The organism is Candidatus Andeanibacterium sp., from assembly GCF_057143545.1.
The window spans coordinates 1-11,921 of the sequence record NZ_DBNHSF010000069.1; the positions used below are offsets into that span (position 1 = coordinate 1).

At 64.7% G+C, this 11,921-nt stretch carries 9 protein-coding genes; 6 read left to right on the top strand and 3 right to left on the bottom strand.

Annotation, left to right across the window (positions count from 1 at the left end):
• The 6 genes from AC16XC_RS04430 to AC16XC_RS04455 all read left to right on the top strand — a co-directional run.
• Positions 1-923 (top strand): fumarylacetoacetate hydrolase family protein (locus AC16XC_RS04430; protein ID WP_484033435.1); only part of this gene is annotated, 923 nt, incomplete at its 5' end.
• 8 nt (positions 924-931) lie between these two features.
• The gene (locus AC16XC_RS04435; RefSeq protein WP_484033436.1) at positions 932-2,371 is read left to right on the top strand and encodes an aldehyde dehydrogenase family protein; all 1,440 of its coding nucleotides are present in this window, start codon (positions 932-934) and stop codon (positions 2,369-2,371) included.
• Positions 2,372-2,390: 19 nt separating this feature from the next.
• Positions 2,391-3,161 (top strand): D-xylose 1-dehydrogenase, encoded by a 771-nt coding sequence (xylB, locus tag AC16XC_RS04440; protein WP_484033441.1) that lies wholly within the window; start codon positions 2,391-2,393, stop codon positions 3,159-3,161.
• Positions 3,152-4,036 (top strand): SMP-30/gluconolactonase/LRE family protein, encoded by an 885-nt coding sequence (locus AC16XC_RS04445; RefSeq protein ID WP_484033437.1) that lies wholly within the window; start codon positions 3,152-3,154, stop codon positions 4,034-4,036. The genes xylB and AC16XC_RS04445 overlap by 10 nt, the downstream gene beginning before the upstream one ends.
• Positions 4,033-5,928 (top strand): sialate O-acetylesterase, encoded by a 1,896-nt coding sequence (locus AC16XC_RS04450; protein WP_484033438.1) that lies wholly within the window; start codon positions 4,033-4,035, stop codon positions 5,926-5,928. Before AC16XC_RS04445 ends, AC16XC_RS04450 begins: the two co-directional genes overlap by 4 nt.
• A 45-nt stretch (positions 5,929-5,973) precedes the next feature.
• On the top strand, positions 5,974-6,771 hold the full coding sequence (locus AC16XC_RS04455) for an aldose 1-epimerase (protein WP_484033442.1): 798 nt from the start codon (positions 5,974-5,976) through the stop codon (positions 6,769-6,771).
• Between the two features lie 33 nt (positions 6,772-6,804).
• Here AC16XC_RS04455 and AC16XC_RS04460 read toward each other — a convergent pair whose 3' ends face one another.
• The 3 genes from AC16XC_RS04460 to AC16XC_RS04470 all read right to left on the bottom strand — a co-directional run bounded on the left by AC16XC_RS04460 (position 6,805) and on the right by AC16XC_RS04470 (position 11,851).
• Positions 6,805-8,586, bottom strand: coding sequence for an IlvD/Edd family dehydratase (locus AC16XC_RS04460; RefSeq protein WP_484033439.1), 1,782 nt, complete (start codon positions 8,584-8,586; stop codon positions 6,805-6,807).
• The gene (locus AC16XC_RS04465) at positions 8,583-9,665 is read right to left on the bottom strand and encodes a LacI family DNA-binding transcriptional regulator (protein WP_484033440.1); all 1,083 of its coding nucleotides are present in this window, start codon (positions 9,663-9,665) and stop codon (positions 8,583-8,585) included. Before AC16XC_RS04465 ends, AC16XC_RS04460 begins: the two co-directional genes overlap by 4 nt.
• Positions 9,666-9,754: 89 nt before the next feature.
• Entirely contained in the window at positions 9,755-11,851 is a 2,097-nt protein-coding gene (locus AC16XC_RS04470) for an alpha-glucuronidase (RefSeq protein ID WP_484033443.1), read from the bottom strand.
• Between the last annotated feature and the right edge of the window lie 70 nt (positions 11,852-11,921).

Below are 11,921 nucleotides of genomic sequence, written 5' to 3' on the forward strand. Positions count from 1 at the left end.
AAGCCGGCCTGCCCGAAGGCTGGAGCCTGCTCTCCCCGGTCGACCTGCAATGCGTGAAGGCCTGCGGCGTGACCTTTGCGGTCTCGGCGATCGAACGGGTGATCGAAGAGCGCGCCCGCGGCGACAGCGGCAAGGCGGCGGAAATCCGCGCCATGCTCGAAGACAAGGTCGGCCGCATCCGCGACGTCGTCCCCGGCAGCGAGGAGGCCGACCGGCTCAAGCAATTGCTGATCGCCGAGGGCATGTGGTCGCAATATCTCGAAGTCGCGATCGGGCCGGACGCGGAAGTGTTCTCCAAATCGCCGGTGCTCTCGACCGTCGGCCATGGCGCCGAAATCGGCGTGCGATCGGATTCGTCATGGAACAATCCGGAGCCCGAAATCGTGCTGGTTGTCGCGCCCGATGGCGAAACCGTTGGAGCGATGTTGGGCAACGACGTGAACCTGCGGGACTTCGAAGGGCGTTCCGCGCTGCTGCTGTCGAAGGCCAAGGACAACACCGCCTCCTGCTCGCTCGGGCCGTTCATCCGGCTGTTCGACGATGGCTTCACGATCGACGATGTCCGGCAAGCCAATGTCGACCTCCTGATCGAAGGTCCGGACGGATACCGGCTCGAAGGCACCAACAGGATGGGCGAGATCAGCCGCGACCCGTTCGACTTGGTCGCGCAGACCATGAGCGAGCACCATTACCCGGACGGTTTCGCGCTGTTTTGCGGCACGCTGTTCGCGCCGACGCAGGATCGCGATACGCCGGGTGGAGGCTTCACCCACAAGCTGGGCGATGTTGTCACAATCTCGTCAGATCGGATCGGCAAGCTGTCCAACACCGTCACCCATTCGCGCGACGCGCCGCCCTGGACCATGGGCATCGGCGCCTTCATGCGCAATCTCGCTTCGCGCGGGCTGATCGAAAAAATCTAGGGAATACAATGACTAACTCCACTCTTGCACATTACATCAATGGTGAATTCACCGGCGCGTCGGACGCGCTCGAAAGCACCAACCCGTCGGACACCAACGATGTCGTGGCGCGTTTTCCCGATGGCGGAGATGCCGAAGTGGCCGCGGCGGTTGCGGCGGCAAAGCATGCGCAGCCGGGCTGGGCCAGCGCGTCGCCCGAAATGCGCGCCGACCTGCTCGACAAGGTCGCCAATTTGATCTTCGCGCGTTCGACCGAGATCGGCGAATTGCTCGCGCGCGAGGAAGGCAAGACCCGCGCCGAAGGGATCGGCGAAACGCTGCGCGCGGCGCGTATCTTTCGCTATTTCGGCGGCGAGGCCCTGCGACGTCATGGCTTCACGCTCGAAAGCACCCGTCCGGGGCTCGATGTCGCGACCTATCGCGAAGCGGTGGGCGTGATCGGCCTGATCACCCCGTGGAACTTCCCGATAGCGATCCCGGCGTGGAAATCGGCCCCGGCGATGGCGTTCGGCAACTGTGTCGTGTGGAAGCCCGCCAATGTCACCCCGGCGATGGCCCATGCGCTGGCCGAAGTGATCCATGAGGCGGGTGTCCCGGCGGGCGTGTTCAACCTGGTGCTGGGACGCGGCAATGTCGGCCGCGCGATCGTCGACCATCCGGATGTTACCGCGATCAGCTTCACCGGCTCGCAACAGGTCGGATCGCAGGTCGGGGCGGCAGCAATGGCGCGCCAGGCCCGGGTGCAGCTGGAGATGGGCGGCAAGAACCCGCTGGTGGTGCTGGCCGACGCCGATCTCGACAAGGCAGTGGCGATCGCGGCGGATGGCGGCTTTTTCCAGACCGGCCAGCGCTGCACCGCATCGAGCCGCGTGATCGTCGAGGACGCGATTCACGATGCCTTCGTCGAGGCGCTCTCTGCGAAGGCAAAATCGCTCAAGGTCGGCGCGGCGCTCGATCCCGAAACGCAGGTCGGCCCGGCCTCGTCCGAAAGCCAGTTCGAGCAGAATTTCCGCTATGTCGGGATTGCCTGCGACGAAGGCGGGCGGCTCGCGGCCGGCGGCGACAAGGTCGAATGCGGAACGCCCGGCTATTTCATGCAGCCGACGGTGATCGCCGACACCGATCCCGAAATGCGGATCAACAACGAGGAAGTGTTCGGCCCGGTGGTCTCGACCGTCAGGGTCAAGGATTACGAAGCGGCGCTCGAAGTCGCCAATCGCGGCAATTTCGGGCTCTCGGCGGGGATCGTCTCGAACAGCGCAAAGCATATCCGCGATTTTCGCAAGAATATCCGCGCCGGCATGGTGATGGTGAACCTGCCCACTGCCGGGGTCGATTATCACGTGCCGTTCGGCGGCACTCGGGGGTCGAGCTACGGCCCGCGCGAACAGGGTTTCGCCGCGGTCGAGTTCTACACCCAGGTCAAGACGGTCTATACGGGGGATTGAGGGATTGGCTGAAGGTATCATGCAACCGGGTGTCGGCTCCGCCGTCTATCCCAGCCTGGCCGGCAAGAAGGTCATCATTTCGGGCGGCGGCTCCGGGATTGGCGAGGCCATCGTCGAGGCATTCGCCAGGCAAGGCTCGGCGGTCGCCTTTGTCGACGTGCTCGACGAAGCCAGCGAAGCGCTGGTCGGAAGGCTCGCCGATGCGGCGATCAAGCCACATTTCGTCCATTGCGATATCACCGATTGCGCCGATTATGGCGCCAAGATCGAGAAGCTGATCGGGCTGCTTGGCGGCTGCGACGTGCTGGTCAACAATGCCGCCAATGATGACCGCCACAAGATAGCCGAAGTCACCCCGGCCTATTGGGACGAACGGATGGCGGTGAATCTCAAGCACCAGTTCTTCGCCGCCAAGGCGGTGATCCCGGCGATGAAATCGGCGGGCGGTGGCTCGATCATCAATCTCGGCTCGATCAGCTGGCATCTGGGGCTCGAGGACCTGGCGATCTACCAGACCGCCAAGGCCGCGATCGAAGGGCTGACCCGCAGCCTCGCGCGCGAACTCGGGCGCGACGGGATCCGCGTCAACGCGATCATCCCCGGCAATGTCCAGACCCCGCGCCAGATGAAATGGTATTCGCCCGAAGGCGAGGCCGAGATCGTCGCCGCGCAATGCCTTGACGGGCGCATCCAGCCATCGGACATTGCCGCGATGGCGCTGTTCCTCGCGTCCGCCGATGCGAGGTTCTGCACGGCGCATAATTACTGGGTGGATGCCGGATGGAGATAGCAGCCGAGGTTCGCGAAGTCCTCAAACCCGAGAGCAAGCTCGGCGAAGGGGTGTTGTGGGACGCGGCCCGCGGCGTGGTCTGGTTCGTCGATATCAAGCGGCATTACCTCTGGCACTTCGATCCGGCGACCGGCAGCAACGCCAAGGCCGAAGCGCCCGACCAGATCGGCTGGGCCCTGCCCGGCGACAACGGCCTGCTGCTGTGCGGGTTGAAGGACGGGCTCTATCTCTTCGACCCTGAGACGCAGGTATTCGACAAGTGGATGGCGGTCCCCGGCGAACCGGCCGGCAACCGCCTCAACGATGCCTGCACCGATCCCTGGGGGCGAGTGTGGTTCGGATCGATGGACGATGCGGAAGAGGCCGCCAGCGGCCGGTTCTATGTCTTCGAGCGCGGCGCGATCACCCCTGCCGGGCCAAGCGGCATTTCGATCACCAACGGCCCGGCGGTGAGCGGATCGGGCGACCGGATCTATTTCACCGACACGGTCGGGCAGAAGATCATGGTCGCCGACCTGTCGGCGAACGGCGTGGGCGAAGCGCGGCCCTTCGCCGATACCGGGGCGCTGTTTCCCGATGCCTATCCCGACGGGCCGATCGTCGATGCCGAAGACCATGTCTGGACCGGGCTCTATCTCGGCGCCCACGTCGCGCGCTTCAGCCCCGATGGCGAGCTGGTCGCGACCGTGAGGATGCCCGCACGCGACATCACCAAGATGGCGCTGGGCGGGCCGGACCTCTTGACCGCCTATGTCACCACCGCGACCAAGAACATGGAACCGGGCGATTATGCCGAGCATCCCGCCGCGGGGAGCCTGCTCAGTTTCGCCAGCCCGGTAGCGGGCGTGCCGGTCACGCCCGTAAGGCTGGGATGATCCGCCGCACTCTCCCGCTTGCCGCGCTGCTGCTGGCCGGAACCGCCCAGGCAGCGCCCCAGCTTACACCGGTGTGGCAGGATCACGCGATTATCCAGCGCGACCGCCCGGTGGTGGTCGAAGGCACGGCCGAGGCAGGCGCGAGGATCGCCGGATCGCTGGGCGGCGCGCATGCGACCGCCACGGCAGGGGCGGACGGCAGTTTCAGCCTGACATTCCCGGCGCGCGCCGCCAGCGCCGAGCCGATCACTCTGCATGTGACCGACGGGACGGACGAGGTTACAACGATCGAGGATATCCTCGTCGGTGACGTCTATCTCTGCTCGGGCCAGTCGAACATGGCGTTCACGGTCAGCGCAGGGCTCAACGGCTACAACAATATCCAGGCGAGCACCGATCCGCTGCTGCGGATGCTGACCGTGCCGCTCGACACCGCGGCCGCGCCGGCAAGCGAATTCGGTGGCGCGGTGAGCTGGCAGAGCGCGAGCCCGCAAACCACCGGCGGCTTCTCCGCCGCCTGCTACTACATGCTCGAGAATCTGCGCGAAGCGCTCGATATCCCGCTGGGCGCGGTGCATTCGAGCTGGGGCGGTTCGCAGATCAGGGCCTGGCTTACCCCCGAGGCGGGCGCCGCGATCTATGGCGCTGACCAGATGGCGCTGCTCGACGGCTATGCGAGAGACAGGCTGGCGGCGGTGACCGAATTCGCGCCGCTGTGGGAAAACTGGTGGCGCGAGGCCAAGGGCAACGAGCCGTGGAGCAATCCGGATGCGCTCGAATGGCGGCCGGTTCCGTCTATTTCTCCCTGGACCAGCTGGGAAGACGGCCCGGCGGTGGTCGATACGGTGTGGTTCCGCCATCAGATCGAACTGACCCCCGAACAGGCCGCGGCCGGCGGCACGCTCAATATCGGCATCATCGACGATCTCGACGCGACCTGGGTCAACGGCCACCCGGTCGGCATCAACCATGGCTGGTCGACCGAACGGGTTTACGCGATCCCGGCCGAATTCCTGCGCGAAGGCGCCAACGAGATCGTCTTCGCCGGGAGCAACAGCTGGGGCGGCGGCGGAATGCAGAGCGGCGCGGACCGCCTTTCCTTCACTGTGGAAGGCGGCGAACGGATCTCGCTCGCGGAAGGCTGGCTTTATTCCGACGGAGAAATCGGCCAGCAGCCGCCGCGCGCACCGTGGGACGCCAATGCCGGGATCGGGGTGATGCACAACCGCATGATCGCGCCGATCGGCCGTTACGCAATGACAGGTGCGGCCTGGTACCAGGGCGAAAGCGATGTCGGCATTCCCGGATACGTCGACCGCCAGCGCGAATTGTTCGCCGGCTGGCGGCGACAATTCGGCGAGGATTTGCGGGTGATGGTGGTCCAGCTCGCCAATTACGGCACGCCGGCGAGCGAACCGGTCGAAAGCGGCTGGGCGGCACTGCGGCAGGACCAGCTCGATGCGGTGGTGGCGGACAGCAATGCCGCACTCGTCACCGCGATCGATATCGGCGAATGGAGCGACATCCACCCGACCAACAAGGTGCTGCTCGGCAGGCGGCTCGCACTGGCGGCGCAGAAGGTAGCATTGCCGATGCCGCAATCGGCCACGCGCCAGGGCGGTCTCATCCGCGTCGGCTTCAGCGGCGTCGAGGGCGCGCTTGCCAGCTGGAGCAGCCCGATCCCGATTTCCTTCGAGCTGTGCGGCGAAGACCAGACGAGTTGCCGCTTCGCAATGGCCAGCCTGTCCGGCAACAGCGCCTATCTCGCCGATGACGGTCGCCCGGCTTCGCGCGTCCGCTATGCCTGGTCGGATGCGCCGGTGGTCAATACGTTCGATGCCCGCAACCTGCCGCTGCCCGGTTTCGAACTTAGAATCGAAGACGGAGAATAGCTCCTGATCCGCGCCGGGGACTGGGAGGCCGAAATCCGTCCCGAAATCGGCGGGGCAATCGCCGCGCTCCGCTTGCGTGGCGTCGATATCCTTCGCGCGATGCCGGCCGCTTCCACCGACCCGCTCGAGAGCGCCTGCTTCCCGCTGATTCCCTACTGCAACCGGCTCCGGAACGGCCGATTCAGCTGGCACGGGAGGCAGGTTTCCTTGCCACTCAACTTTATCCCCGAAACCAACACTTTACATGGACTTGCGTGGCAAAGCATCTGGAATATAGACGAATTGTCAGAACCTCAAGTTAACTTGAGGTGGGGATATTCCGGGCACGATCTGTGGATAAGCCAGTTCGAGGCGGTCCAGCAGGTCATGCTCGACGAAAGCGGCTGTGCGATCGTCCTCAGCCTGCGAAATACAGGTCAGGAGACGATGCCGGCGGGGCTCGGGCTCCATCCCTATTTCCGCCGCAGGCCCGAAACGCGGGTTCGCTTCGGCGCTTCGTCGGTCATGCTGACCGATGAGGCGACCATGCCGACCGGGATCGAGGCTCCCGCCGATCACTTCGGTCAATTCGCCGCCGCTGACCTGCTGCCCTCGGAAACGATCGACCATTGCTATCGCGGCTGGGGCGGAACGGTCGAAATCGAAGACGAACTCGGCACGATCGTCATGACCGCCAGCGGAGCGCCGCATCTCCATGTCTACGCGCCCGCGGATGGCAGCGCGCTGTGCTTCGAGCCGGTGAGCCATACGCCGGACGCGCTCAATCGTGCGCCCGGAGAAATGCACATGCTGGCCCCGGGCGAGACCGCCCAGCTCTCGATGCGGATCGAGGCCCGCAACTGACCCCTCCCCCTTGATGGGGGAAGAGACGCCGGGTCAGTGATTGTGCCGCGGCAGCTTCCGGGCGGTCCCGCGATATTTGAGCGCGAAGTCCATCACCCCGCCCTCGCCCAGCTGGCCGGTCTTCTCGCGGAAGATCTCTTCCCACGGCGTCTGGCTCTCCGGGATCGGCGGTGCGGGATCTTCCACCATGCGCCGCGCGATCTCCTCGTCCTCGACCAGCGCGTCGCAGGTGCCGGCATTGAGGTCGATCCGGATCACATCGCCGGTCCTGAGCCATGCAAGCCCGCCGCCGACCGCGCTTTCGGGCGAGCAATTGAGGATCGACGGGCTGTCGGAGGTTCCCGACTGCCGCCCGTCGCCGAGCGTCGGTAGCCAGGTGATGCCCTTGCGGATCAGCGCATCGGGCGGCTGCATATTGACCACTTCGGCGCTGCCCGGCCAGCCGAGCGCGCCCGAGCCGCGAATGACCAGGATCGAATTCTCGTCCATTCCGAGCGCGGGATCGTTGATCCGGTGGTGGTAGTCCTCGCCCCCGTCGAACACCACTGCCTTGCCCTCGAAAATGCCCTCCGACCCGGGCCTCGAAAGATAGCGCTCCCTGAATTCGTCGGAAATGACGCTGGTCTTGAGGATGCCGAAATCGAACAGGTTTCCGCTCAGCACGAGAAAACCCGCCTTGTCCTTCAGCGGATCGGCGTAGGGCCGGATCATTTCGCGGTCGTTGCTTTCCCTTCCCTGAAGGTTTTCGGCCATGGTCCTGCCGGTGCAGGTGATGCAGTTACCGTCGAGCTTGCCGGCTCCGAGCAGTTCCCACATAGCCGCCGGGACCCCGCCCGCGCGATGGAAGCGCTCGCCGAGAAATTGTCCGGCCGGCTGCATATTGACCAGCAGCGGCAGGTCGTAGCCGAATTCCTGCCACTCATGCGGCCGCAATTCGACGCCGGCATGCCGCGCCATCGCCATGATATGCGGCTGGGCATTCGAAGAACCGCCGATCGCGCTGGTCACGGCTATCGCGTTGAGAAACGCCGCGCGGGTGAGGATATCCGAGGGTTTGAGGTCTTCCTTCACCATTTCGACGATCCGCTGCCCGGTGCGATAGGCGATCTGGCCGCGCTCGCGATAGGGCGCCGGGATCGCCGCACAGCCGGTGAGCGAAAGCCCAAGCGCCTCGGCCACGGCGTTCATGGTCGAAGCGGTGCCCATCGTGTTGCAATGACCGGCGCTCGGCGCGCTCGAAGTTGCCAGGTCCAGGAATTCGTCCTCGTCGATCTCGCCAGTCGCCAGCTTTCGCCGGCTGCGCCAGATCACCGTCCCCGAACCGACCAGTTCGCCTTCGTGATACCCGTCGAGCATCGGCCCGCCCGACAGCACGATCGCCGGGATGTCGACGGTCGAAGCCGCCATGATCTGGCTCGGCGTGGTCTTGTCGCAGCCGGTGGTCAGCACCACCCCGTCGATCGGATAACCGTTGAGCAGCTCGACCAATCCCAGATAGAGCAGGTTCCGGTCGAGCGCGGCAGTCGGCCTGCGGCAATTCTCGAAGATCGGGTGGACCGGGAATTCGATCGGGATTCCGCCCGCATCCCTGATCCCGTCGCGGGTGCGCTTGGCGAGATCGAGATGGATCCGGTTGCAGGGCGAAAGGTCGCTGCCCGATTGCGCGATGCCGATGATCGGCTTGCCGCTGCGCAATTCCTCGGGCGTTACCCCGTAGTTCATGAACCGCTCGAGATAGAGCGCGGTCTGGTCCCAGCGCTCCGCGTTGTCGAACCAATCGCGGGAGCGCAGGCGGCGCACATTGTTGGCGCTCACTTGCTGCCTTTCCGCATCGCCTCGTGCGCCAGACCCGGCGCGGTGTCGGACTGCCTCCGGATCAGCTGGTAATTGAGCGTGACATGCGCCGGCTTGAAGGGCTTTCCGTCGCGTTCGGCCTTGAACTCGCTCATCAGCAATTCGACCGCGCGGCGCGACATTTCCGAAATCGGCTGGCGAATTGTGGTCAATTCGGGCCAGATCGTGCTGGCAAAGGCGGTATCGTCGAATCCGCAGACCGACAGGTCAACCGGCACGTCGAGATGGCGGCGATGGGCGACCGCGACGACCGCCGCCGCCATGTCATCGTTCGAAGCGAAGATCGCGGTCGGCGGATTGGGCTGGTCGAGCAGGCGGATCGCGGCGTCGAAGCCCGAGCGATAGGTGAACAGCCCCTGCATGACGTTGCTCTTGGGCACTTCGAGCCCCGCCGCTTCCATCGCATCGAGAAAGCCGTTGAGGCGTTGCCCCGACGCGGTCTGGTGCGGGTTGCCGATGATGAACCCGATCTTGCGATGGCCCAGGCCGATGATGTGCTTGGTCATGTCGTAGGCGGCCTGGTATTCGTCGATCATCACCGCCGAATGGTTCGGATCGGCCTGCCCCGGCCCGACCTGCACCGCATGCGCGCCCTTGTCGTGGATCATGTCGAGCAGCGCCTGCTCGTCGCACAGCGGCGAAGGCAGGATGAAACCCCTGATCCCGCTGTCGATCAAGCGGTTGACGACAGTTTCCTCGTCCTTCTCGAATTCGCAGCGCTCGACGACGAGGTAGATGTCGCTGCTGCGCGCCTGGTCGAGGCTGCCCATCAACAGCTCGCTGAGATAGCTCGCCGAAGGGTTCGAATAGAGCAGCGCGAAACGGGTCTGCGAGGCGCCTGCGAGCGTCCGGGCGGCGCGATTGGGCAGGTAATTCAGCTGCTTGATCGCCGCCAGCACGGCCTCGCGCGTCGCCTCGCGGACCGAGCTCTCATTGTTGATCACACGGCTTACCGTCATCGGCGAACACTTGGCCAGCCGGGCCACGTCGCTGATCGTCGGTTGGCCCGATTGGCGCCTGCTTGTCTTCTTTGCGCTCACTTGCGTCCGAAACCCCTTTTGCATTGTTCTCTAGGCCGCGAAGGCCAAGCACAGCAAGTAAAATACCCAAATGTTACCGCAACCTTCCCCTAATTTCCGGGCGCCTCCGGGAATTGCAGGGATTTGTAATGTTCGAGCGAAAATTCGGGCGGGCGCGTGCCCTCCGGCAGGTCCAGCTCGTTGAGCGATTGCCAGTAGGCAATGCTGGCATCGCGCCACCAGCGCGCTTCCTGGCGCTGGATCTCGAAATACTCGCTGACATCGCGGAAACGCCCTGAATCGACGAAAGCTTCAAGATCGGCCCATTGCATCGCCATAGCATCGGCTTTGGAAACGCCTCGATCGTAGCTTGCAACCAGTTCGCTCCACAGGGTGCGGCCCGACTGCATTTCATGGTCCCAGGGCAGGTGGTGGAACCACAGCAGGTAGCGCTCGTCGATCGTCGCCGGATCGGCCCATTGTGCAGCCACTTCGGGCGCATATTGTTCGAGCGCGTTGGAGCCGAAAGCGGTGCGGTCGAAGCCGATCCCGTCGGCGTCGGCCTGGTGATAGTAGCATGGGTTCCATTCGGGCCGGGCAAGGTCGCACACCCACGGTCCGGGGCCATAGTGATGCCCGGTCGCCATCAAATGCGCGAGGCCGAGCGGGGTCATGGCATCGGCCACCGCCTCGCGGCTTTCGAGCATCATCGGGACGACAGCATCGAGGAAGGCGGGATCGCGGCTGAACGTCTGCGCCGCCCATTCGCGGGCGATCTGTTCGCTCGACAGGGTCGGGTCCCACGCCAGCCGCCCGAAAGCGTACCAGTTGGCCTGGTCGAAGTGCGATCCCGACCAGTTGCGGTCCGAGCCGGTATTGGCGACGCCGGCCATGCCGCCGCTCCTGACGCTGTCGGCCACCGTCCCGCCGCGTCCGGTGTCGCTGTCGAGCGCTTCGCGCCACATCGGCGCGAGGAATGCGAGATGGGTCGAAAAGCCGAGATACTCCTTGGTCAGCTGCGCCTCGAACATCAGCCGCGTATCGGGCATGGCGCCGAAGATCGGGTGAAACGGCTCGCGCGGCTGGAAATCGATCGGGCCGTTCTTGACTTGGACGATGACGTTGTCGGCGAATTTGCCGTCGAGCGGCACGAATTCGGCATAGGCCTGCTTGGCGCGGTCGGTCTCGTCCTCGGCCGAATAGACGAAGGCGCGCCAGATGACGGTGCCGCGGTCGCCCAGCGCCTCGGCCAGCATGTTCGCGCCATCGGCATGGCTGCGGCCGTAATCCTGCGGGCCGGGCTGGCCTTCCGAATTGGCCTTGACCAGGAACCCGCCGAAATCGGGGATGCTGGCGTAGATTTCGTCGGCCTTGGCCTTCCACCACTGGCGCACCGCGGGATCGAGCGGATCGGCGGTTTCGAAACCCGCGAGGTCGCGCGGGGCGCTGAAGCGGGCAGAAAGGAACACCCGGATACCATATGGTCGCCAGGCATCGGCCAGGCGCTTCAACTTGGCGATGAAGCGCGGGGTCAGGAACACCGGATCGGCATTGACATTGTTCACCGCCACCGCGTTGATCCCGATCGACGCGTTCGCGCGCGCATAGTCGATCATCCGCTGATCGAGATGTTCGGGCAGCCGCCACCAGTCGAAGATCGAACGCCCGGCATAACCGCGCTCGACATGGCCATCGGCATTGTCCCAATGATTGAGCATGCGCAGATCGGTGGCGGGGGTGGATGAGATGTCGATAGTGGTCGGATCGGCGCCTTGCGAGAGTTCCCGCAACAGGGCGTAGGTGCCATAGAGGCACGAAATATGGCTGGGACCACGGATACTGATCTGGCTCTTGGTCGACCGGATGGAAAAGCTGCCGTCGCCACCGGTCGGGCTGGAACCGCAATCCATGCTCACCATTGCGGGGCCTGGACGCAATCTGATAGGCGGGTCGTCCATCAATTGGACCAGCCCGGTAAGAAGTTCCCGCTCGGCGAGCTCGAGGATATTTGAATCCCTGTCGTCGTAGAGATTGATCGTGACGCTGATGTCGAACTCCCTGAGCCGCTCCAGCGCCTCGCCTTCCAGCGGGGCATAACGCAGCCACAGATCGTAGCCGTCCTCCGCCGCGGCCCTTGCCGGCAGTAGAATCAGCAGCAAAGCGGCGAACACCGCCGACCAGCAATTGACAGGTCCTCTCCCGATCATCATGGTAGCGCTATCACGGAATTCGCGCGCATCCAAGCGCGCCGCAAGACGTGGATTGGGGAGAGCGAGG

Bases quoted from the DNA above. Each gene is read 5' to 3' on its own strand.
- AC16XC_RS04445 (WP_484033437.1), top strand. From the start codon at position 3,152: ATGGAGATAGCAGCCGAGGTTCGCGAAGTCCTCAAACCCGAGAGCAAG.
- xylB (WP_484033441.1), top strand. From the start codon at position 2,391: ATGCAACCGGGTGTCGGCTCCGCCGTCTATCCCAGCCTGGCCGGCAAG.
- AC16XC_RS04450 (WP_484033438.1), top strand. From the start codon at position 4,033: ATGATCCGCCGCACTCTCCCGCTTGCCGCGCTGCTGCTGGCCGGAACC.
- AC16XC_RS04470 (WP_484033443.1), bottom strand. From the start codon at position 11,851: ATGATCGGGAGAGGACCTGTCAATTGCTGGTCGGCGGTGTTCGCCGCT.
- AC16XC_RS04435 (WP_484033436.1), top strand. From the start codon at position 932: ATGACTAACTCCACTCTTGCACATTACATCAATGGTGAATTCACCGGC.